The organism is Pseudomonas sp. AB39(2026), assembly GCF_059831485.1.
On record NZ_CP195212.1, the window covers coordinates 1696098 to 1718485 of the forward strand.

The 22388-nt window shown below is 60.8% G+C and carries 24 protein-coding genes; 7 read left to right on the plus strand and 17 right to left on the minus strand.

The features are described 5' to 3' along the window. Positions 1-202: 202 nt before the first annotated feature. The 10 genes from bamJ to ACSAMW_RS07540 form a co-directional block, all read right to left on the minus strand. The gene (gene bamJ, locus ACSAMW_RS07495) at positions 203-982 is read right to left on the minus strand and encodes a BamJ family beta-barrel-assembly machinery protein (RefSeq protein WP_168086014.1); all 780 of its coding nucleotides are present in this window, start codon (positions 980-982) and stop codon (positions 203-205) included. A gap of 172 nt (positions 983-1154) precedes the next feature. Further along, positions 1155-2078 carry a pca operon transcription factor PcaQ gene (gene pcaQ / locus ACSAMW_RS07500; RefSeq protein ID WP_500593376.1) on the minus strand — a complete coding sequence of 308 codons (924 nt, stop codon included), beginning with the start codon at positions 2076-2078 and terminating at the stop codon, positions 1155-1157. 58 nt (positions 2079-2136) lie between these two features. Next, positions 2137-3171 (minus strand): AI-2E family transporter, encoded by a 1035-nt coding sequence (locus ACSAMW_RS07505; protein WP_500593377.1) that lies wholly within the window; start codon positions 3169-3171, stop codon positions 2137-2139. Beyond that, on the minus strand, positions 3168-3959 hold the full coding sequence (locus ACSAMW_RS07510) for a DUF4892 domain-containing protein (RefSeq protein ID WP_500593378.1): 792 nt from the start codon (positions 3957-3959) through the stop codon (positions 3168-3170). The genes ACSAMW_RS07505 and ACSAMW_RS07510 overlap by 4 nt, the downstream gene beginning before the upstream one ends. A 106-nt stretch (positions 3960-4065) precedes the next feature. After that, positions 4066-4920 carry an alpha/beta hydrolase gene (locus tag ACSAMW_RS07515; RefSeq protein ID WP_500593379.1) on the minus strand — a complete coding sequence of 285 codons (855 nt, stop codon included), beginning with the start codon at positions 4918-4920 and terminating at the stop codon, positions 4066-4068. Then, positions 4913-5716 carry an alpha/beta fold hydrolase gene (locus ACSAMW_RS07520; RefSeq protein ID WP_500593380.1) on the minus strand — a complete coding sequence of 268 codons (804 nt, stop codon included), beginning with the start codon at positions 5714-5716 and terminating at the stop codon, positions 4913-4915. The genes ACSAMW_RS07515 and ACSAMW_RS07520 overlap by 8 nt, the downstream gene beginning before the upstream one ends. Positions 5717-5737: 21 nt before the next feature. After that, the gene (locus ACSAMW_RS07525) at positions 5738-6181 is read right to left on the minus strand and encodes a hotdog fold thioesterase (protein WP_500593381.1); all 444 of its coding nucleotides are present in this window, start codon (positions 6179-6181) and stop codon (positions 5738-5740) included. A 14-nt stretch (positions 6182-6195) separates the two neighbouring features. Then, positions 6196-6666 (minus strand): phosphohistidine phosphatase SixA, encoded by a 471-nt coding sequence (gene sixA / locus ACSAMW_RS07530; RefSeq protein ID WP_500593382.1) that lies wholly within the window; start codon positions 6664-6666, stop codon positions 6196-6198. Continuing rightward, positions 6663-7046: a DUF4389 domain-containing protein gene (locus ACSAMW_RS07535; RefSeq protein WP_500593383.1), complete on the minus strand. Its 384-nt coding sequence runs from the start codon at positions 7044-7046 to the stop codon at positions 6663-6665. The genes sixA and ACSAMW_RS07535 overlap by 4 nt, the downstream gene beginning before the upstream one ends. Before the next feature lie 10 nt (positions 7047-7056). Continuing rightward, positions 7057-8082, minus strand: a complete 1026-nt coding sequence (locus ACSAMW_RS07540; RefSeq protein WP_500593384.1) for an NAD(P)H-dependent glycerol-3-phosphate dehydrogenase — start codon at positions 8080-8082, stop codon at positions 7057-7059. A gap of 226 nt (positions 8083-8308) precedes the next feature. Here ACSAMW_RS07540 and ACSAMW_RS07545 point away from each other — a divergent pair, with 226 nt between their 5' ends. From ACSAMW_RS07545 to ACSAMW_RS07560, 4 genes are all read left to right on the plus strand, one after another. Continuing rightward, positions 8309-10210 carry a response regulator gene (locus ACSAMW_RS07545; protein WP_500593385.1) on the plus strand — a complete coding sequence of 634 codons (1902 nt, stop codon included), beginning with the start codon at positions 8309-8311 and terminating at the stop codon, positions 10208-10210. A gap of 251 nt (positions 10211-10461) precedes the next feature. Beyond that, positions 10462-10977 carry a 3-hydroxyacyl-[acyl-carrier-protein] dehydratase FabA gene (gene fabA / locus ACSAMW_RS07550; RefSeq protein WP_500593387.1) on the plus strand — a complete coding sequence of 172 codons (516 nt, stop codon included), beginning with the start codon at positions 10462-10464 and terminating at the stop codon, positions 10975-10977. Positions 10978-10988: 11 nt separating this feature from the next. After that, the gene (fabB, locus tag ACSAMW_RS07555; RefSeq protein ID WP_500593388.1) at positions 10989-12209 is read left to right on the plus strand and encodes a beta-ketoacyl-ACP synthase I; all 1221 of its coding nucleotides are present in this window, start codon (positions 10989-10991) and stop codon (positions 12207-12209) included. 146 nt (positions 12210-12355) lie between these two features. Then, positions 12356-13234 (plus strand): pirin family protein, encoded by an 879-nt coding sequence (locus tag ACSAMW_RS07560; RefSeq protein ID WP_500593389.1) that lies wholly within the window; start codon positions 12356-12358, stop codon positions 13232-13234. On the opposite strand, the gene ACSAMW_RS07565 is transcribed toward ACSAMW_RS07560, so the two are convergent. Next, the gene (locus ACSAMW_RS07565) at positions 13231-13965 is read right to left on the minus strand and encodes a dienelactone hydrolase family protein (RefSeq protein ID WP_500593390.1); all 735 of its coding nucleotides are present in this window, start codon (positions 13963-13965) and stop codon (positions 13231-13233) included. The two genes, ACSAMW_RS07560 and ACSAMW_RS07565, sit on opposite strands and share 4 nt — an antisense overlap. 75 nt (positions 13966-14040) lie before the next feature. Beyond that, entirely contained in the window at positions 14041-15948 is a 1908-nt protein-coding gene (htpG, locus tag ACSAMW_RS07570; protein WP_500593391.1) for a molecular chaperone HtpG, read from the minus strand. A 206-nt stretch (positions 15949-16154) separates the two neighbouring features. On the opposite strand from htpG, the gene ACSAMW_RS07575 reads away from it, so the two are divergent. Continuing rightward, on the plus strand, positions 16155-16424 hold the full coding sequence (locus ACSAMW_RS07575) for a hypothetical protein (RefSeq protein WP_168086036.1): 270 nt from the start codon (positions 16155-16157) through the stop codon (positions 16422-16424). Positions 16425-16478: 54 nt separating this feature from the next. Here ACSAMW_RS07575 and ACSAMW_RS07580 read toward each other — a convergent pair whose 3' ends face one another. Beyond that, on the minus strand, positions 16479-17453 hold the full coding sequence (locus ACSAMW_RS07580) for a hypothetical protein (protein ID WP_500593392.1): 975 nt from the start codon (positions 17451-17453) through the stop codon (positions 16479-16481). A gap of 93 nt (positions 17454-17546) precedes the next feature. Next, the gene (brnQ, locus tag ACSAMW_RS07585) at positions 17547-18863 is read right to left on the minus strand and encodes a branched-chain amino acid transport system II carrier protein (RefSeq protein ID WP_500593393.1); all 1317 of its coding nucleotides are present in this window, start codon (positions 18861-18863) and stop codon (positions 17547-17549) included. A 296-nt stretch (positions 18864-19159) separates the two neighbouring features. On the opposite strand from brnQ, the gene ACSAMW_RS07590 reads away from it, so the two are divergent. Continuing rightward, on the plus strand, positions 19160-19375 hold the full coding sequence (locus tag ACSAMW_RS07590) for a hypothetical protein (RefSeq protein WP_168086039.1): 216 nt from the start codon (positions 19160-19162) through the stop codon (positions 19373-19375). 141 nt (positions 19376-19516) lie between these two features. Here ACSAMW_RS07590 and dnaQ read toward each other — a convergent pair whose 3' ends face one another. The 3 genes from dnaQ to ACSAMW_RS07605 are packed head-to-tail and all read right to left on the minus strand — an operon-like array spanning position 19517 to position 21524. Continuing rightward, on the minus strand, positions 19517-20257 hold the full coding sequence (dnaQ, locus tag ACSAMW_RS07595) for a DNA polymerase III subunit epsilon (RefSeq protein ID WP_168086113.1): 741 nt from the start codon (positions 20255-20257) through the stop codon (positions 19517-19519). An 8-nt stretch (positions 20258-20265) separates the two neighbouring features. Further along, positions 20266-20736 carry a ribonuclease HI gene (rnhA, locus tag ACSAMW_RS07600; protein ID WP_500593394.1) on the minus strand — a complete coding sequence of 157 codons (471 nt, stop codon included), beginning with the start codon at positions 20734-20736 and terminating at the stop codon, positions 20266-20268. 29 nt (positions 20737-20765) lie between these two features. Continuing rightward, a complete protein-coding gene (locus tag ACSAMW_RS07605; protein WP_500593395.1) occupies positions 20766-21524 on the minus strand; it encodes a methyltransferase domain-containing protein in 759 nt (252 codons plus the stop codon). Positions 21525-21603: 79 nt separating this feature from the next. On the opposite strand from ACSAMW_RS07605, the gene gloB reads away from it, so the two are divergent. Further along, on the plus strand, positions 21604-22383 hold the full coding sequence (gloB, locus tag ACSAMW_RS07610) for a hydroxyacylglutathione hydrolase (protein WP_500593396.1): 780 nt from the start codon (positions 21604-21606) through the stop codon (positions 22381-22383). Positions 22384-22388: the final 5 nt, after the last annotated feature.

Genomic DNA, 22388 nt, shown 5'->3' on the forward strand with positions numbered 1-22388 from the left:
GCCCCAGTACAAAAGGGCTGAAGTCGAATCGGCGTTTTTTCGTTCACTTGCAAGGTTGAAACACGTACCTATCAAGGCTCACGCCCTAATGCAAGCGCTCTGTATAGGACTTGGCGCCTGCTCCAGGGTTCGTTTCTGTAGCAGCGCCACACAAACGACAACGCCCCGACGAGGCGGGGCGCTGGCTGGGTGAAACCCGGTATTACTTCTTGGCAGGTGCCTTGGCGGGCGCCTCTTCAGCCGGTGCGGCTGGCTCGGCGTCATCCGCGTCTGCCGGAGCAGCCTTGGAAGGATCCTTAATGCCCAGCAGTTCCAGGTCGAACACCAGCACCGAGTTGGCTGGAATGGTTGGGCTTGGGCTTTGAGCACCGTAAGCCAGGTCGCTAGGAATGAACAACTTCACTTTTTCGCCCACATGCATCAACTGCAGGCCTTCCACCCAACCGGGGATCACGCCGCTGACAGGCAGGTCGATGGGGCTACCACGGTCCACGGAACTGTCGAAGGTTTTGCCGTCGATCAGCTTGCCCGTGTAATGCACAGTGACCACATCGCTAGGCTTGGGCTGCGGGCCGTCGCCCTTCTGGACAACCTGGTACTGCAAGCCGGACGCTGTAGTGACCACGCCGTCCTTTTTGCCGTTTTCTTCAAGGAATTTCTTGCCCGCTGCCAGCGAGTCTTCGCTCATCTTGGTCATGCGCTCTTCTGCGCGCTTTTGCAGCGCTGCGAAGGCCTCGACCAGTTCGTCATCCTTGAGCTTCTGCTCTTTCTTGCCAACGGCGTCTTCGATACCCAAGGCCACGGCCTTGGAATCCAGGTCGTCCATACCTTCCTGAGCCAGGCTCTTGCCCATGTTCAGGCCGATCCCGTAGGAGGCTTTCTGGGCGGGGGTTTTCAGCTCGACGCTGCTGGTCTGCTTGTCGCAACCGGCGAGAACCAAACCTACCAGGGCGATCGCAGCCGCCAACCGATGCTGTTTCATGCTGTTTCCTTGTGAAGGGCGCCACGTGAGGGGCGGTCAAGTCAAGCCGCGAGCTTAGCAGGCGGCCCCGACCAATGGCTATGCCATAGGAGAGGGAAAGATCGGATAAGTTCACGTTACCAAAGGCATTTTACGGTTGCAGGTGAAAGTTCGTTTACGTAGCGGCAACTGCTCAGGCCGACCGATACTGGGAGGCCACTTCGCGCACCACCGCACACAGCCATTGGCTTGGAAGCGACGAGGGCAGTGCGGCGTTGGTGCAGATACCCACGGAACCGCCCGGTTCATCCACGCCCAGCGCTAACTCGCAGAGGGCGCCTTGTTCAATATCCAGATGAACAGCATCACGGGGCGCCACCCACACCGCATCGTTGCTTTGAACGTAGCGCCGGCTCAATGCAGGCGACAGGGTTTCCAACCGCTGCACCGAAGGCGGAATGCCGCATTGCACGAACAGGCTGTCGGCATGTTTGCGAATAGTGGTGCCGGCCAGCGGGAGTACCCAGGGGTACAGTGCCAGGCGTGCCTTGTCCACAGTGCCCAGGGCAAGCAACGGGTGGCCAGGGCGAACGGCAAGGGTCATGGCCTCGCTGTACAGGTGCTCGAAGGCCAACCCGTGGATTTGCGGATTATCCGCCATGCGCCCGATCACCACATCCAGCTCACCCACGTGCAGCTGGCCCAACAGGTAAGCCCCTGGGCCGGTAGCCACGCTTACTACCAAGGCGTGATGGCGCTCGTGTAGCAGGCTGACCACCTGCGCCATGAACTGGCTTTCCACCGTCGACAAGGCGCCCACCCGTACCTGAGGTGGCTCGTGGTCGTTATCCCGAAGGCTGACTACCCCTTCGCGCAGCGCCTGCACACAAGGCCCAGCGTGCCGCATGAACCGCACCCCGGCAGCAGTGAGGGCGACCCCGGCCTTGTTGCGTTCGAACAGGCGGGCTTGGAGCAGCTCTTCAAGCTCCTTCAAGGTCTTGGAAATAGCCGGCTGGCTCACCGCCATGGCTTCGGCCGCCTTGGCGAACGAGCCTTGGCGAGCTATTTCCAGGAAGCACAGCAGGTGGCGAAACTTGATGCGGGTATCGAGGTTCATGGCGCTTTAGCGTACCGGCGCGGCTGGTAACGCGCGCCCGTTGAAATCACATTGAGGCTCAAGCCTTCTCCTGTGCCCAGTCCGTCACCAGGCGGTACCCGACCGCCAGCAAGGTGGGGCCCAGGAACAGGCCTATGAACCCGAAAGCCAGCAAGCCGCCAAACACGCCTAGCAGCACGATCACAAGGGGCAGGTCGCCGCCTCGGCTGATCAGGTAGGGTTTGAGAACGTTGTCCACACCGCTGATCACGAAGGTGCCCCACAGGCCGAGGAACACGGCCATCCCATAGTGCTCCTGCCATACCAGCCACCCTACGGCCGGTACCCAGGCCAAGGGTGGCCCCATGGGGATCAGGCTAAGCAGGAACGTACAGAAGCCCAGCACCAACGCACCTGGAATGCCGGCGATCATGAAACCGATCAGCGCCAGCGCCGCCTGGGCCGCCGCTGTGCCGATCACGCCATTGACCACGCGCTGAACAGTGTCGGCCACCAGGTCCAGATAGTAGTGGCCGCGCTCGCCCATCAGGCGCTCCAGCAAGCGGAGCACGAAGGCCGAGAGGCGAGGCCCGTCCCGATAGAAGAAAAAGGTGAACACCAGCGCCAGTGAGACCTCAATCAAGCCGCTGCCCAACCGGGCGCTGCGCGCCAGCAGCCAGTTGCCCATCTGGCCCAGGTAGGGCCTCAGCCCTTGGAAAAACGCAGCGCCCTGGGCATCCATGGTGGCCCACAGGCGTGACAGCCGGTCCCCGAACAGCGGCACGTTTGCCAGCCAGGCCGGGGGCGGAGGCAGGCCCTCCAGTTGAACGTCCCGGACAAAGGCCGTAGCGTCTCGCACATGGTCGGCCAGGTTGAAACCCAGCCATACCAGCGGCAGCAGCACCAGCAGTACCCACACACCTGTGAGGATGGCAGCCGCCAAGGTGGCACGGCCACCCAGCACGCGCGTCAACCAGCGCATCAGCGGCCAACTGGCATAGGCCAGAATGGCGCCCCACAGCAACGCCGAAACAAACGGCAGCATCACCCACGTGCAGGCCACCAGCAGCAGTAGCAAGGCAAGTTGCATCAGCAACCGGTCCGTGCTGATCATCGAACCACCTCCATGTGCAAGCCCTCGCCGTCCGGGGTGCCCAAGCTCAATCGGTTTGCCCGCACGCCAGCGGCCACCAGCGCAGCCAGCCATTGGTTGGCATCAGGCCCGGCCAGCCGTACGCGCAAGGTGCTGTCCAGGTTAAGGGTGCGGCCCAGCAAAGTCACCCAGTCCGGAGTGGGCGGAATAGCCAGGTCCGGGAAGGCCAGCTCGCCAGCATCACGCAGCTCTCGAAGCAGGGTGCCGGAGGTAGGCAGTATCGGCCCTAGTGGAGCCTGTGGCGTAAGGATCTCGGCATGCAGGGCCACGCGGCGATTGCCCCGCAGCACGCAATAGACAGCCACCAGGGTATCGGTATCGCCTTGCGCTTCGCGCACCAGCAAGAAGGCCTGCTGGTCATCACTGCCCAGCAGGCGGGTATTGGCGAAGATGTCATTGGACCACAGGTTGCTTTCGCCGCAGTCGCGCCCCTCGCACCAGAACAGCACCTGCGTGGTGGGGCTGCGCAGGGCCTGACGCGCGACCTTGAATACGTCACGGGCATTGCGCTCCGGGGGCAGTTCCCAGGTGCTGGACACACGTTCGCCGTGCACCTGCAGCCGGGCATCCAGCCGCAATGCACCGCCAATACGGCGCAGTGGCCCCAGCGGGTACAGGCGCTCGCTGGCCTGGGCCGGCTGGTGGTCCAGCAGTAAGGCGCCTTCAGGTTCCAATGCGGCTAATGGCGCAAGGTCCAGCTCAGCGGCCGTGGCGTGACTGGTCAGCCCGATTGCGCTAGACAGGAACATAAGGCAAAACCGTTGGCGGACGCATCGCCAAGCGAGTGTGAAGCATGGATACGGCATCGGGGACTCCCTGGTAACCGGCCAAGCGTCGGCAGTCCCCGCCCCTAAGTCAAGGCAGAGAAAAGAAACTATTGATACAGGCTGCTACAAGCGCAGCGCCTTGCTCATCGTCCAGGTGCAAATGATGGCGCCCCGGCAAGCGCACCTGCGTGAACGGCAAGCCTTCGAATAGGTGGCTACGCTCTACAAGCAGGCCTTGTTCAGCCAGTATCAGAAGCGTGGGGCATTGCACGTGCCGAACCGCCTCCAGTGCCTGGGCCGTCTCAAGCCGCACGGGAGAGGTCAACGTCAGCCGGTTGTCACTGCGCCAGGTAAAACCGCCTTCCACCGGCATCAGGCCGCGCTCGGCCAGTAGGCTGGCCGCGCTGTGCGTGACTGAAAGACGGCTGGTGGCGCGAGCACGCACGGCCTGCGCGCGATCAGCATACAGGGGCTTGCGACGCGTGCCCTGTACCAATTGCTCACGCAAGGCCTTGCCCAGTCGCTCGGCGGGGTTGTGCGGAGGTGCGTCGGGCGACACCACCCCTTCGATCAAGGCCAATTGTTCCAGGCGCTCAGGCAAGGCCGCCGCCAGTTGCGCCGCGACAATGGCGCCCATGGAGTGCCCTATCAGGGAAAAACGTGCCCACCCCAACTGCTCGGCCACCTGCAGCACGTCACGGGCGTATTCCCAATGAGGGTAGCCACTGCCGCCCGGGCGGTGCTCAGACAGCCCATGGCCGGCAAAGTCCAAGGCCAGAATGCGCAGGCCTTCCAGGTGAGGAGCCAGCCGAGCGAAGGTGTTGGCGTTGTCCAGCCAACCGTGCAAGGCAATGACCGGCCTGCCGTCCATAGGGCCATAAAACCAGCCGGCCAGTTCGATAGTCTCCAGGCACAAGCGCACCTGTTCAAAGGCTTCAGCCATGGTGAGAGGCCCCTTCCTGCCAGCGGTGTAATACGGTAAGCACATGCTCGGCTGTTTCGAGCGGATGCTCCATGGGAAACAGATGCCCACCGGGCACTGAGTGAAATTCGCCACGCGCCAGGCGGCTGACATAGCGGGCATGATGGCGCCGAACCACGGCGCTGGCTTCGCCACCTAGTAAAGCCAGGGGCAGTGTGAGCAGGTGCGGCGGGCTGGGGCTCACATGAGGCACGCTACGGTAGATGCTCAGCTCGGTATCTGGTTCGAACGCCAGGCGCCACGCCTGCCCTTCCGCCACCAGGCCATGCTCAAGGTAGGCTTCCAGGCATTGCGGGGCAAAATGCCGGAACAGGGCTTTATGTGCAAAATAGTCGCGGGCCGCTTCACGGCTTGCAAAGCGTTCACGGCGCCCCTGAGTACGCCCTGCCGGGGTGATGTGGTCAATAAGCCCCAGGCGCTTGGCAGACTGGATCAGCCACCGATCGCGCCGGGTCAGCAACGGCGAATCCAGCAACACGAGCCCCTTGTACAGCTCAGGGTGGCGTAATGCAGCGTGTAGGTGCAGCAGCCCGCCCAGGGAATGGCCCACCCCCCACACAGGCGTAGGCTGGGCGCGTATGGCCTGTAGCAATTCGTCAACCAGCAGTGCCCAGTTGTCCTCTACCGGAAAACAGGGATCATGCCCGTGCTGCGGGAGGTACTGCACGCAGAACGCCGTCGCCAGCTTTGCCAACAGCGGCGCATAGGTGCCCGAGGGAAAACCATTGGCATGGGCGAAGAACAAGGTATCGGGCATGAAAGCAGCTCGCTAAACGGCTCAGGCCTTGGGTGGCTTCTGCCCCAGTGGCATTACCGCTACGGTGAGCCGGGAGATGCAGCTGGGCTTGCCTTGGTCGTCTACCAGGCGGATATCCCACACGTGGGTGCTGCGCCCTATGTGAACCGGCCTTGCTGTGGCGGTCACGCGCCCGCTGCGTATGCCCCGCAGGTGGTTGGCGTTCACCTCCAGCCCCACACAATAAAAACGTGCGGGATCAAGGCACAGCACGCTGGCCGTAGAGCCCACACTCTCGGCCAGGACCACAGAGGCGCCTCCGTGGAGCAAGCCGAACGGCTGATGGGTACGGGAATCCACGGCCATGCTGGCTGTAATGAAGTCCTCGCCGAACGCTTCGAAACGAATATCCAGCAGTTCGCCAATGCTCCCTTTCTGGCTGGCGTTGATAGCTGCAAGGTCCGGCAAGGTATGCCACAAGCTCATGGGTTAACGCTCCTTTAGTGGCTGTGCTGCAGGCTGCGCAGCGTCATAAGCCCGGCAAGCGGCGCGGCGCCCTCAAAGCGTGCCAGGCTGGCAGTGCCCATGGCATAAGGTGACACACGCTCTCCTCTGTCCAGCAATCCCAGCAGCATGCCTACCAACGGCTGATGGCTGACCAGCAGCACGTTGTGCAACCCCAACCGGTTCAGCTCAGTGATCACATCATCCGGATCGCTGTCCGGGGTGAGCCAGCTTACCGTGTGCAGCTCTGCTGGCACCTCAAGGGTTGCTTGCACCAGTTGGGCAGTTTGTTGTGCACGGGTATAGGGGCTTGCCAGTATTCGCTGAACAGGCTCCCCCGCCAGGTTCGCAGCGCTGCGCAATACCTGCTCTCGCCCACCTGCGGTCAGGGCTCGGGCCGAATCAGGCGCTGTATTGGCCGCTTCACCATGGCGTAGTATCCATACGGTGGTAGTGCCTTGGCTCATACCGGCGGTTCCTGGTCATGTACGGTCCCTGCCGGGCCAGGGGCGGGGGTAACGGCAACTGGCGCAACAGGTGCCTGTGACGCTGCAGGGCGGTCCTCTGAAGGGGCGGACGTAGGCCAGCTCGAAAACGGCCAGGGCTTGGTTTCGGTATGAAAGCTGCCGAATTGGCCAATCTGTGCCAGGTAGCGGCTGAGGCTGTCGCCGAAGCTCATGAGCGCGGCATTGGGGGCCCCATAAACCAGGCGACATATCAACTGCAGTAGTACCAGTGCGCCCAGTATGAACTGCGCGATGTACCAGACCAGGGCGAACAGCAGCATCCAGAGAATGCGCAGCACGATGGATTCCTGATCTGGGCTGAAGCGGGGCGGAGTGTTCATGACGGGTTCCTCAAATGAAGCCGGTAGCAGGGATGAAATCCACATCTGTCTTGGGCTCGCCAGCCATCAACAGCTCGATGACCTGCTCAAGGGTGCGCCCCTCGAACAGAATGGCGTGCAACCCGGCGACAAGAGGCATATAGACACTCAGCTGCGCGGCCCGGGCCTTGAGCACCTTGAGCGTATTCACACCCTCTGCCACCTCGCCCAGACGTGTCACGGCTTCGTCCAGGCTCAGGCCCTGCCCAAGGGCAAAGCCCACTTGATAGTTTCGGCTCTTGGGAGACGAGCAGGTCACAATCAGGTCCCCTACCCCAGCCAGCCCCAGGAACGTCATGGGGTTCGCGCCCTGACTTACGGCAAACCGGGTCATTTCTGCCAGCGCGCGTGTAATGAGCATGCTGCGGGTGTTTTCACCCATGCTCAACGCCGCGGCCAGGCCAGCGATGATGGCATAGACGTTTTTCAACGCGCCGCCCAACTCGACACCAAAACGGTCGCTGCTGGCGTACACCCGGAAGCGGCGACCGTGAAGCGCGTGCTGCACAGCCGTGCACAGCGCCTCATCAGCACTGGCCACGACCGTGGCCGTCAATTCGTGCTCGGCGATTTCGCGCGCCAGGTTAGGGCCTGAGATCACCCCCAGCCGCGCCTGAGGTACGATTTCTTCAAGGATTTCGCTCATCAGCTTGAAGGTGCCCGCTTCGATGCCTTTGGTAAGGCTTACCAGCATTTTGCCGGCCAGCACAGGCGCGTGGGGCGCCAGCACCGTGCGCAGCGCGCTGGAAGGCAAGGCAACGAACAGCAGCTCAGTACCCGCCAGCACCTGAGCCAGGTCGGTGACGGGCTCTACCAACGGGTGCAACGGCACGCCCTTGAGGTAGCGGGGGTTCTCCCGCCGGGTTCGCATGGCCTCGGCCTGCACCGGATCGCGCATCCATTGCCATACCCTGTGGCCGTTTTCACCTAGCAGGTTCGCCACTGCGGTGCCAAAGCTGCCGCCACCGAGTACGGCGATCGGTTGCTGTTCAGACATAAGACCTTCCATTGGAACCTTGATAAGCAGGCGTTCATTATACGGAGCGCCCGTGCCAGGGCCAGCCCTGGTGTGACTGATCCGGCAACACCGATTATCGCCCGATACCTGCAAGATAGCTGGCAGTTCTGGAAATGTTACAGATCCCGCGTAATATGCCCGCTTCCCTGTGATGCCAATAAAAAGCGATCAGCATGCCGCACGCCGCCGCCGAGTATTCTTGCCAGTGAACCTCCGATGGACGGGGGACATTCATGCCAGGACGCAACTCATCAGCCTGGGCCCCGCCCTGCTGTTGACGCTGCTGCTCATTTTCTTCTTTACCTTTGTACGGATCCAGGACCTGCGTCAGGAAATGACGCATACCGGCCAACTGATTGCCAACCAATTGGCCCCTGCGGCCGAGTACGGTGTGCTTTCGGGCAAGACCGAGGTGCTTGATGGGTTGCTGCGCGCCACGTTGAACAATGCTCACGTGCGCTTCCTGGAGATCCAGGGGCGTGACGACAGCGTTGTGATCTACCTGGAACAACGCTCGGACGGCCGCACGTCCACACGGCCTGCCCAGGTATTTCAAGCCCCCATTCGTCTTCAACACTACCTGGGCGCTGATGACGCTCACGATACTTCAACCCTGCATACGGACGACTACTTGGGCCGGGTGGTCGTGGGCATGTCCGATGATGTGTTCAACCAGCGCCAGCAAGAGATCCTGCTCAAGGCAGGCGTGCTGGCGCTGTTTACGCTGGTGGTGACTTTTCTGCTGGCCCGGCGCCTTTCACGCGGGCTATCCCAGCCGATCCGAGACATGGGGGCTGCGGTAAAAGCTATACGCCAAGGCGACTTCAAAGCCACGTTGCCTGTAGAGGTCAACAGTGAGCTGGGCGCACTGTCGCAGCACATCAACGACCTGGCTCAAGGGCTTGAGCAAGCCAGCCGCGAGCAACGCGAGGCCATGCAGCAGTTGATCCAGACACGAGAGGAGGCCGAGCGGGCCAACAATGCCAAGACGGAGTTCCTGGCCATGATGAGCCACGAACTGCGTACGCCCATGAACGGCGTACTGGGCATGCTTCAGTTGCTGGAAACCACCCGGCTCAACGACGAGCAGCATGAATATGCCGCGCTGGCTACGCAGTCCACTGAGCATTTGCTCAAAGTGATCAATGACATTCTCGATTTTTCCCGTATCGAGCGCACAGGCCTGGAGTTGGAACACATACCCTTCAACCTGGCCGAGCTGTTTACAGAGTGCGTTCACTCTTTCCAGCACAGCGCCCAGCAGAGTGGGCTGGCGCTCACCCTTGACGCCGACTCGGAATTCGCTGAATGGGAGGTGTCCGGGGACCCTACCCGCATTCGCCAGGTACTGGTCAACCTGATCGGCAATGCCCTGAAATTCACTGAGCACGGCAGCATATGCCTCCAAGCCCGCTGCCAGGTGCTGGACGAGCGGTTGATATGGCTCAGTTGCAAGGTGATCGATACCGGCATTGGTATCGATCCCGAAGAAATCGAACGCATGTTCGTGGCCTTCCAGCAAGCTGACAGCTCTATTTCAAGGCGCTATGGCGGTACCGGCCTAGGCTTGCCGATCGCACGCAACCTGGCCGAACGCATGGGTGGTAGCTTGCGCGCCAGCAGCAATGGCGGGCACGGCTCGGTATTTGCACTTGAAATGCCGCTAGCATTGAGCCAGACACCGAAGCAGGCCAAGGAGAAGCCAGCCCCTGCGTCCCGAACCAACGGCGCAGCCAATGGTCAGAATCATCACGTTTTGCTGGTCGAGGACAACCCTGTCAACCAGACCGTCATTGAGGCCATGCTCAGAAGCCTGGGGTATGAAGTGAGTGTAGTGGCCGATGGCGAGCAAGCGGTGGACAGTGTCCGGGCACAGCGCTTCGATGCCGTTCTGATGGACTGCCGGCTGCCGGTGGTGGATGGCTACGAAAGTACCCGGCGCATTCGTCGCTTGCCAGAGCGCCATGGCCTGCCCATCATTGCCTTGACGGCCAACGCCTTGCTGGGTGATCGAGAGGCCTGCCTGGAAGCTGGCATGGATGACTACCTTGCCAAGCCGTTCAAACGCACCGACCTGCAGCAGTTGCTTCAACAATGGCTGGCATGAGGGGCGGCTGCCCAAGCCTGCCAAGCAGCAGGCAACGGTGTTACAGTGCAGCGGCTTGCGGTATGCGCCTTTCAATGTAGCGTGCCCCAAGCCACATATTACTGAACGGGCGGTGGGCAACCCTTTGCCGCCCTGTGACTTTAACCACGACGCATTAGTCTATGACTAGGCTGCCGGCCTGGGAACCTGCCCTTTTTTGCCGGCCGGGATGATTTGCCCCCTGCCAAGGCAGGGACCACTGAGGAGCTCGCATGACCAAACAACACGCCTTTACTCGGGAAGACCTGCTGCGCTGCAGTCGCGGCGAGCTGTTCGGCCCAGGTAACGCGCAATTGCCCGCCCCTAACATGCTGATGGTAGACCGCATTGCCCTCATCAGCGAGGAAGGCGGCAAATATGGCAAGGGTGAATTGGTCGCTGAGCTGGATATCAACCCTGACTTGTGGTTCTTCGCGTGCCATTTCGAGGGGGATCCGGTCATGCCCGGTTGCCTGGGCCTGGATGCCATGTGGCAGCTGGTCGGCTTCTTCCTCGGCTGGCAAGGCTTGCCAGGGCGCGGGCGCGCGCTGGGTTCAGGCGAGGTCAAGTTCTTTGGCCAGGTACTGCCTACTGCGAAAAAGGTGACCTACAACATTCATATCAAGCGCGTCCTCAAGGGCAAGCTGAACATGGCCATCGCCGATGGTTCGGTCAGCGTCGACGGTCGCGAGATCTATACCGCCGAAGGCCTTCGGGTCGGCGTTTTCACGTCCACTGACAACTTCTAAGGGTTATTTGCATGCGCCGCGTCGTTATCACGGGTCTAGGCATCGTTTCATGCCTGGGCAATGACAAAGACACCGTTTCCGCCAACTTGCGCGCAAACCGTCCCGGCATCCGCTTCAACCCGGAATACGCCGAAATGGGACTGCGCAGCCATGTTTCCGGCTCGGTAGACCTCAACCTTGAAGAGCTGATCGACCGCAAGGTCTTTCGCTTTGTAGGCCATGCTGCCGCCTATGCCTACCTGGCCATGCAGCAGGCCATCAAAGATTCCGGCCTTTCCGAAGACCAGGTGTCCAACCCGCGCACCGGCCTGATTGCCGGTTCTGGTGGGGCTTCAACCCTCAACCAGATGGAAGCTTTGGATATCCTTCGCGAGAAGGGCGTGAAACGTGTAGGGCCGTACCGGGTTACCCGCACTATGAGCAGCACGGTGTCTGCCTGCCTGGCTACGCCTTTCAAGATCAAGGGCCTGAACTATTCCATCGCCTCTGCGTGTGCCACCAGTGCGCACTGCATTGGCGCGGCCATGGAGCAGATCCAGCTGGGCAAGCAGGACGTAGTATTCGCGGGGGGCGGTGAGGAAGAGCACTGGAGCCAGTCGTTCCTGTTCGACGCCATGGGCGCATTGTCGTCTCAATACAATGACACCCCTGAAAAAGCCTCCCGCGCCTACGACGCCAAGCGTGACGGCTTCGTCATCGCCGGCGGTGGCGGTATGGTAGTAGTCGAAGAGTTGGAGCATGCCTTGGCCCGCGGCGCGAAGATCTATGCCGAAGTTGTAGGTTATGGCGCCACGTCCGATGGCTACGACATGGTTGCGCCAAGTGGCGAAGGTGCCATCCGCTGCATGCAGCAGGCCCTGGCGACCGTCGACACGCCGATCGACTACCTCAATACTCACGGCACGTCCACGCCGGTTGGGGATGTGGCGGAAATCCGCGGTGTTCGTGAAGTTTTCAAGGACAAGGCGCCTGCCATCAGCTCCACCAAAAGCCTGTCGGGTCACTCTTTGGGCGCTGCAGGCGTTCATGAGGCGATCTACTGCATGCTGATGATGGAAGGCAACTTCATCGCCGGTTCTGCCAACATCGAAGAGCTGGACTCTGAGGTGGCCGACATGCCGATCCTGCGTGAAACGCGCGAGAACGTGCAGCTCAACACGGTGATGAGCAACAGCTTCGGCTTTGGCGGCACCAACGCCACCTTGGTGCTCAAGCGCTGGGAAGGTAAGTAAGGCGCTGCAAGCTGCAAGCTGCAAATGGACCCTCGCTTCGGCGGGGGTTCGTTGTTTTAGGGCCTGATCACTAGCAGCCTAGGCCAGGGGCCGTGAGCCTAATGAATTGGGGGTAGACTGGGGTTTCTTCTTTATCGGAGCTTCCCATGGCCATCGCCCAGGTGATTACCCCCCGGCAGGAAAACGTTGGAGGCCAGCCTATTCTGCGCCCGCTACCTTCCCCGGGATGCCGCAGCGTCGGCCCCTTTGTCTTCTTCGATTACATCCTCCCCCATGACTACCCGCCCGGGCAGGGCATGAACATTCACCAGCACCCCCATATAGGCCTTTCTACGCTCACCTACCTGTTCGAGGGTGAATTGCTGCACAGGGACAGCCTGGGTTCCGAGGAGCGTGTACGCCCTGGCGATGTGAGCTGGATGACGGCTGGCAATGGCATTGCCCATATCGAACGCACACCCGATGACCTGCGGGGCGCTGGAAGCCGCCTGCATGGCCTGCAAGTGTGGCTCGCGATGCCCAGGGGCAAGGAACAGGATGCTCCCACCTACTACTACTTCGAAGCGGATGAGCTGCCCTCCAGAACCGAGCATGGGGCGCAGATCACCGTGGTAGCCGGGCACGGGTTTCGGCTGATATCACCCGTACCGGTTCACAGCCCTACCCTCTATGCCATCGTCGAGATGCAACCGGGTAGCACCCTGCTGATCCCGGACGAGCACACTGAACGTGCCGCGTTTCTGCTGGAAGGCGATGCACGGCTAGGGGCAGACGCGTTGGGCGCACACACGCTAGTGGTGCTGCAAGAAGGCCTGGAATCGAGCCTGACCACAACCCACGGGGCCCGGCTGGTACTGGCAGGAGGTGCAGCACTGGATGGGCCACGGCGCATGAATTGGAACTTCGTGGCCAGCGACCCCGCCCTCATCGAACGCGCCCGCGCCCGGTGGGCAGTCGGCGATTGGCCAGAAGTGCCAGGGGAAGCCGGGCGAGTTGAATTACCTGGCCCGGCGAAGCGCGATTAAAGTGCTGGCTTGAACACTTCGTTGAACAGGTTGTACATGGTCTGGAACGCGCGGTCAGAGACCTTTTTATCGTACATCTGTTTGCCTGGGGTGTTGGCTTCAGGGTCAGTGAACGAGTGGTAGGCCCCACCGTAGCTGATCAGTTGCCAATCGACCTTGGCAGCATTCATTTCTTCAATGAACGCAGGCAACTGTTCAGAGGGCACCAGCGGATCAGCATCGCCATGCATGGCCAGTACTGCACCCTTGATGTTGTTGGCATCGGCCGGGTTCGGCGTGTCCAGAGTGCCATGGAAGGATACGGCTGCCTTGAGCGGCGCACCATCACGGGCCAGGTCCAGCGCACAGCAGCCGCCGAAGCAGAACCCGAAGCTGCCCAAGTTGGCAGTGTCCACGGAGGCAAGGCTTTGGGAGGTCAGTTCGGCCAGCGCCGCTTGCATGCGGGTGCGCAGCAGGCCACGGTCGTTCTTGATCGGCATCATGGCAGCCAGGGCTTCATCGGCATTTTGCGGGCGCACAGCCTGCCCATACAGGTCAGCCAGCAACACTACGTAGCCTTGGGAGGCTACCGCTTGGGCAATGCGCTCGGCGCCCGCGGAAACACCCATCCAGTTAGGGGCCATGACCAGCCCGGGGCGTGGCGACTTGATGTCTGCATCAAACACCAGCCGGCTTTCGAAGGCGGTGCCATCTATGTCGTAGCTCAACGACTCAACAGTAATGGTGCTCATGGAGTGCTCCTGGATATCCCCAAAAAAAGAAGCCCGCCAAACCGGGTGGCAAGGCGGGCTTTACCTACGCAAGCGTTAAGCTGACAACTCGATCAGCAGCTTGTTCAAGCGCCGGACGTAGGCCGCTGGATCTTTCAGGCTGTCCCCTGCCGCCAACGCGGCCTGGTCAAACAGGATATGGGCAAAGTCCGCAAAGCGATCTTCATCCTGTTCGTGGTCCAGCTTGTCCAGCAGCGGGTGCGCCGGGTTGAACTCGAAGATAGGCTTGGTATCTGGCACCTTCTGGCCACTGGCTTCGAGGATCTGGCGCATCTGCAGGCCCATGTCATGCTCGCCAATGGCCAGGATAGCAGGCGAATCAGTGAGGCGATGGGACACCCGCACTTCGCTAACGCTGTCTCCCAATGCACCCTTGAGGCGCTCGACCAACCCTTCTTTGTCCTTGGCAACGGCCTCTTGGGCCTGCTTGTCTTCTTCGCTGTCCAGCGTACCCAGGTCAAGGTCGCCACGGGCCACGTCGGTCAGGGTTTTGCCGTCGAACTCGGTGAGGTAGCTCATCAGCCACTCGTCGATCCGGTCGGTGAGCAGCAACACCTCAATGCCTTTTTTGCGGAAGACTTCCAGGTGCGGGCTGTTCTTGACCTGTGCGTAGCTGTCACCGGTAAGGTAATAGACCTTGCTCTGCCCTTCCTTGGCGCGTGCCAGGTAGTCTGCCAGGGAAACGCTTTGCTCGCCGCTGTCATCATGGGTAGACGAGAAGCGCAGCAGGCCTGCGATTTTTTCCTTGTTGGCGAAGTCTTCGGCCGGGCCTTCCTTGAGCACCTGGCCAAAATTCTTCCAGAAGCCTTTGTATTGCTCGGGTTCGTTTTTCGCGAGCTTTTCAAGCATGTCCAGCACACGCTTGGTAAGGGCCGTTTTCATCGAATCGATGATGGGGTCTTTCTGCAGAATTTCACGGGAGACGTTCAACGACAGGTCGTTGGAATCCACAACGCCTTTGATGAAACGCAGGTACAGCGGCAGGAAGGACTCGGCCTGATCCATGATGAACACACGCTGCACATACAGCTTCAAGCCGCGCGGGGCCTCACGGTGGTACAGGTCGAACGGTGCACGTGCCGGGACGTACAGCAGCGAGTTGTACTCCAGCTTGCCTTCAACCTTGTTATGGCTCCAGCTCAGCGGGTTCTCGAAGTCGTGACCGATGTGCTTGTAGAACTCCTGGTATTCCTCGTCCTTGATCTCGGTACGTGGGCGGGTCCACAAGGCGCTAGCGCGGTTGACCGTTTCCCAGGCTGGCTCTGCGGGCGCTTCTTCGCCTTCGGCGGCCGCTTGCTCCTTGGGCAGTTCGATCGGCAGGGCGATGTGATCGGAGTATTTCTTGATCACGTTGCGCAGGCGCCAGCCATCAGCAAACTCAGCTTCATCGGCTTTCAGGTGCAACACAATGCGCGTGCCGCGCTCGGCCTTCTCGACAGTGGCCACTTCAAAGTCGCCTTCACCTCGCGAAGACCAGTGCACGCCCTCATTGGCGGGCGCACCTGCACGGCGGCTGAACACGTCTACCTGGTCTGCAACGATAAAGGCCGAATAAAAGCCCACGCCGAACTGGCCAATCAGGTGCGAATCTTTTTTCTGGTCGCCTGTAAGGTTCTTCATGAAGTCGGCTGTGCCGGACTTGGCAATCGTGCCCAGATGCGCGATCACATCCTCACGGCTCATACCGATGCCGTTGTCATCGATCGTGACAGTGTTCGCGTCCTTATCGAAGGTCACACGAATTTTCAGCTCGGCACCGCCTTCCAGAAGCTCAGGCTTGGCCAGTGCCTCGAAACGCAGCTTGTCCACCGCGTCCGACGCGTTGGAGATCAATTCGCGAAGGAAGATCTCCTTGTTCGAGTACAGCGAATGAATCATGAGGTGCAACAGTTGCTTCACCTCGGTCTGGAAGCCCAGGGTTTCCTTTTGAGTTTCCACACTCATCGATCTAACTCCAATGCTGGTTGGCACAAGCCGCGAAGGCGGCACGGACGGCCCGGCTTAAGGGCGGGATGAGCAACAGATGGGGATGGGGGCTGAGGGTTTCAAGGCCTGGGCCTTAGCAGAACATGCAGACTGCAAAGGTTGAACTTAACGAAGCCCGTTGCGCTCGAAGCCACGTGATGATCATCCATAAGGAGAAACACCCCATGCAAAAGACTTTCGCTTACGCCCTCATGCTGGCTGCAACCTTGGGCTTGGCCGCTTGCGACAACGCTTCGGACAAAGCTAAAGACGCTCAAGACCATAAAGAAAATGCTCAAGAGCAAATGAATAAAGCTCAAGACCATGCCAACGACGCAGCTAAGGAAAACGCCAAGGCCAACGCTGACGCTGCTGAAGCCCAGAAGAAAGCCATGCAGGAAAGCACCCCGGCCAACGGGAATGCGCCAGCTCCGGAAGCTGCTCCAAAACAATAATTAGTACCCGGCCTGCCCTGCGACCTGGCTCCCTGCGCTATACAGGGGCCAGGTTCAACTCAATGCCTGCTCCACCGCGGTGACCAACCGCACCATGTGCTCCGGGCCATATCGCTGGTCGATGGGCAACGGCAACATGCACCGGGCCCATGCCCTGGCTACCTCACACTTACCGCCCGCCTCCAACACATCCTTCCAGTATGTTGCCAAGTAGATGCGCTGGCGTGCCAGCTCGCTGCGTACTCGATCTGCCTGCTCGCCCTGCTCCAGCAGCAGCGGGTAACACATGGGCGCCAGCCCAGCGTGTACCGGTACCTCAAACTGATTCAAACCCTTCAGTGCGCTGTGCACCTGCGCCAGGTTCGCTGATCGACGCTGTGCGGTAGTGGTGTAATCAATACTGCTGAGCCACCGTGCTGTCAGTGACGACATGCCCTGCGGCCCTTGCTCACGGATGCCTGCTTCTACTTGCGCGTAGGCCGCATACCACGCCTCGGGGCCATCTTCGAGCCGCCCCAGCAACGCAGCAAAACGCCCTTTGCTTGGCGTGGAGGGCAATGGCTGCAAACCTGCGGGCGCGTTGAGCAGCCACCCGCCATCAGGTACACCCAGGAATTTGCGCGGTGAATAGAGGGTAGGAACGCCGGTATGGGGCTTGGAGAACAGGGCCTGAGCGTGGTCGGCAATCAGCTTTCCTGGGAAGCGCGGCAACAGCTCCTGCTCAATGAAGCCTGCCTTGTAGCCAAAATAGTTGACATACAGCAGGCGCTCGGCTTCGCTCAACTCCGGCAGGCCAACAGGTTCCAGGTGCTCATCCAAGCAATAGCGCTCAATACCCACGCCGCTACGCTGTGCGGCTTCGACCATGGTGCCGCAGGTGTACCAAGGGATGTACACGCGCCGCACACCGCCTTCCCCCAACAGGGCTTCGAACGCATAGCGTGCGCTGTTGTAGCCTAGGGCCGAGGGGTAGAGCTGACCTCGAAAAGGGGTTTCCAGCTCGAAGTAACCACCTATTGCGTCGTTCATGGGGCTCACTGATATATAGGCCAACTGGCCGCAGCAGCCTAGCATTGGCGACTGCGGCCAGTAAGGCCTTTTACAACACAAAGCCCTTGAGGATCAGCCCCGCGAGCGCGCCTCTTGGCCCGCCATCAGGCGATCGCAGAACACTGCAATGCCCAGAGCAACCACAGAGGGTATCAACCAGGCCAGGTTCTGCTGGCTCAAGGGCAGGTCGGCCAGTGCCGCCGGCAGATGCTGCGCCCAGGGCGTGGCTTTGAACGCATCAATGCAGCCGAACAGCAGCGCCACCAGGGTTACAGGTGCCACCACCGCCTTGGGCGAGCGCCATAGGCTTTGAGCGAAGCTCAGGGCAACCAGTACGATGCAGGGCGGGTAGATGGCGGTAAGAATGGGAATCGAGACCGCAATCAGCTTGGTGAGCCCCAGGTTGGATACCAGCAGCGAAAACGCAGCGAGTATCAGCACCAGAGTGCGGTAGGACCACGGCAGCAAGCCACTGAAATATTCTGCACAGGCGCAGGTAAGGCCCACAGCAGTCACCAGGCAGGCCAGTGAAATAAGCACCGCCAGGAACACGCTGCCCGTATCGCCAAAGGTGTGCTGCACATAGGCATGCAATACCTGTGCGCCATTGCCTGCACCGGAGGCGATAACGTGGCTGCCTGCCCCAAGACGGAACAGGCTGACATACACAAGCACCAGGCCAACCCCTGCAATCAGGCCGGCGATTACCGCATAACGGGTCACCAGGCGTGGGGATTCGATCCCCCGCGAGCGAATGGCGTTTACGATCACGATGCCGAACACCAGTGCGCCTAAGGTATCCATGGTGAGGTAGCCATTGATGAAGCCTAGGGAAAACGGCGCGGCCTGGTACTCAGCGGTCGCATCACCCACTGGCCCTGCCGGCGACAGGAAAGCGGCAACGCCCAGCGCCGCCAGGGCCAGGATTTTCAAAGGCGCCAGGAAACGCCCGACGGTGTCCAGCAGCCGGCCGGGATACAAAGACACCAGGGCGACTACGGCGAAATAGACCACGCTGTAGACCAGCAGCGGCATCGGGCCATCGCCGGTGAGGGGCGCCAGGCCCACGGTGAAAGACACCGTAGCAGTTCGCGGGGTAGCGAACAGCGGCCCAACGGCCAGGTAGCACACAACGGCGAGCAACGTGCCTGCAGCACGCCCAAGCGGGCTGCTCAAGGCATCGATGCTTCCGCCTACCTTGGCCAGGGCTACCACGGTTAGCACGGGCAGGCCGACCGCAGTAATCAGGAAACCAATAGCGGCAAGCCACACGTCTGGCCCTGATTGCAGGCCAACGATTGGGGGGAAGATGATATTGCCAGCGCCGACGAACAGCGCGAATGTCATAAAACCAAGCGCCAGGATGTCCTGGCCTTTAAGCACTTTCATGTTTACGGGACCATGCTGCAGGCGAACGAATAGAGGAGGAATATTCCCTGGGTTGCGGGAAAAGAAGCCACCGGGTTCGGCAGGCATATTCGAACAACCCTTGTGGGGTTGCCGGAAAGGAGCGCAGGATAGCGAATAAGGCTTGGGAATGCACCCATTCAGGGCAGGCGCGCGACCAGCGCCTCGCCGTTGGGCAGTACATGAAACCCGTAAATTTTTACCAGATGTAAACTAGACGGCGAAATGAAGGTCTATGATCGCAGATACTTGCGCCGCACCGTTTGGAGGATGTAACCATGGCAGCAGAAATAGTGGACCGGTTTCACGCACGGGACGCTGAAGGGCGGGTGTACCCAGTACATGCCTTCCAGAACGCAACGGTGCTGCCTGATGGCACTGTTCAAGAACCCCTGCTGACTTACAAGCTAGCCATTGGTGACCGAGTTAACCACTTGGGTGACGACCGATTCATGCTGGTGCAGAGCGGTGTAGAGATCACTCGCATTCCCTAAAGGCGGCTTAGCTCAAGCGCCTCCATGGTATACGCACTTATGTAAAGCCCCAGCTTAGGCCGGGGCTTTTTCATTGGGGCTGACTGCTTCCAACGTGCTGTTGAACATACTTAGGTTCTACCAACAGCGGATATAGCAGGCTTATGCCGGGTTACCTTCCTGTGCCCACAATGCCGGCGCACCCGCTGCCTTGGCAATGCGGGCAAGGTGTTCCACATGAGACGCCAATTCTGCTTCATTGGCTGCGATCACCCGCCCGGCAGGCCGGCTGAGCAACGGCCGGCGTACTTCGCTGCCGTGCCCACTGTCACCCTCTTCTCCTTCGCCGCTTCCGGCCAGTGACAAGGTGGTTTGGCCACCTGTCATGGTCAGGTAAACGTCGGCGAGCAGCTCGGCATCCAGCAACGCGCCGTGCAGCGTACGCTCGCTCAAGTCGATCCCGTACCTTTTGCACAGGGCGTCCAGGCTATTACGCTGGCCAGGGTGACGCGCGCGCGCTAATGCCAGGGAATCGATAACAGTGCAGTACTGGGTGAGGTCTGCCCGGTCTGCCTGGCCTAGCAAGGCGAATTCGTTGTTGATGAAGCCTACGTCGAACGCGGCGTTGTGGGCCACGAGCGTGGCCCCCTGAATGTACTCGAAGAATTCGTCCGCCACTTCGGCGAACCGGGGCTTACCCCTCAGAAACTCCGACGTTATGCCGTGAACACCTATGGCCCCTTCGTCGCTTTCCCGGTCTGGCTGCAGGTAGATATGGAAATTGCGCCCGGTAAGCCGCCGGCCTACCACCTCAACACAGCCGATTTCCAGCACACGGTGGCCGTCGGTCACCGGCATGCCTGTGGTTTCAGTGTCGAACACCACGATACGCTGAGCCGTCATTGGTGTTGTCATGACCTCACCCCCTGTTGACCCTGACGAAGCTGGCGCACCTCGCTGACACCGCGGTTGGCCAGGTCATCGGCCCGCTCGTTGCCATGGTGGCCGGTATGCCCGCGTACCCATTGCCAGCTGACCTGGTGCCTGGCCACCTGAGCATCCAGCAACTGCCAGAGGTCGGCGTTTTTCACAGGCTCGCGGGCCGCTGTTTTCCAACCGCGCTTCTTCCAGTTGGGCATCCACTGCTGAATCCCTTTCATCACGTATTCGGAATCCGTGACGAGGTTGACCTGGCAAGAACGTTTAAGCGCTTCGAGCCCGCGGATGGCGGCCATCAGCTCCATACGGTTGTTGGTAGTGGAAGGCTCTCCCCCCCACAGCTCTTTTTCCACGCCCGCACACACCAGCAGCGCACCCCAGCCGCCGACGCCCGGGTTGCCCTTGCAGGCCCCATCCGTGAAAATTTCTACGACATCGCTCATTGTTCAGCCTGTATCGAAACGTGAACCGCTTATTGACCGCCTTCACGCCTGTTGAGCTTGGCCAATGGCAGGGGCAGCAACTTGCCCATGGGCTCGCGGCGTGGCGGGCGCAAAGGACGCAAACCCACCACCAGCTTGCGCGCGACCAGCACGTAAAAACCGCCACCCACGCTCTGCCAACGACCCGCGACACGCTCCCAGCCCGCCATGCGGGCTTGCCAGGCAGGCGAGGCAAGCGGCGGACAATAGCACCCGAAACGCCTTTTCTCCAGTGCGAAACCCAGCAGGTTCAACCAGTCCGCGACCCGGGACGCCGAGATGCAGCGGGCCTTGCGTAATGCACCTTGGGAGAACGCACGGCGCGCGCCCCACGGGCTCCAGGGATTGATGCCAACGATCACCAGGTGCCCACCGGGGCGCACTGCCCGTGCGGCCTCGCGCAGCAAACCATGAGGGGATAGGGAAAAGTCCAGCCCATGCTGAAGCACCACCAGGTCTGCGGCGTGCTCCCCCAGCGGCCAGGCCTGCTCTTCGCAGGCGATCTGCACACCTGGCAATGGCGCACCCAGCCTTACATGGTGCTGGATGCGTGCCGCCACAGGGGGCGCTTCGGCGTGGGGGCCATAGTGCACAAGATAACCGCCGAAGAACTTTTCCAGCTCCGTGCATAGCACGGCCTGCTCCTCGCGCAGCAGCAACTGGCCCAACGGCCCTTCGAACCACTCCCTGGCCTGGCCGATGAGTTCGACCCATTGCTGATCCGCCTGTGCGAATGGCTTGACTGACATGGCTGCTCCCTCCGGGTTTCCCCTGTGCCCCTCCGGCCCTACTATGTGCAATCTACTTCAAAGCGTAGCGAACCCCGCCATGATACAGATCAATGCCCTGAGCGCATTCACCGATAACTACATCTGGCTGTTACAGGATGATTCGACACGCCGCTGCGCGGTGGTGGACCCTGGTGACGCCGCCCCTGTAATGCATTGGCTCGACGCACACCCTCAATGGACATTGACGGATATTCTGGTCACCCATCACCACCACGACCATACCGGTGGTGTGGTCGCGCTCAAACAGCGCACGGGCGCGATCGTGTCCGGCCCCGCCGGTGAACATATTCCTTCACTGGACCGGCGCCTGGAAGACAACGCTCGGCTGCAGGTGCTGGGCTTGGACCTGCGAGCCGTGCTGGTGCCAGGGCACACCGCTGGGCATATTGCCTTTATCCACGAAAGCCCAACCCAGCCACTGGTGTTCAGTGGCGACACGTTGTTTGCCGGAGGCTGCGGCAGGCTGTTCGAAGGCACTGCCGCACAGATGCATACGGCCCTCGGCAGGCTGTCGACCCTGCCAGACGAAACGCTGGTGTATTGCGCCCATGAGTACACCTTGAGCAACCTGCGCTTTGCGCACGCCGTCGAGCCTGGCAATACGGTGCTTGCCCAGCGCCTGGCCCAAGTGACCGAACAGCGGGCACGCCATGAAATCACTCTGCCCAGTACCCTGGCCATAGAGAAAGCGACCAACCCCTTCCTTCGAGCTGGAGAAACATCCGTTAAAGAAATAATGGAGCGCCGTGCGGGCACTCCGCTGGAGAGCGAGGCCGCTGTCTTCGCCGCTATCCGTGCCTGGAAGGATGTGTTCTGACACCC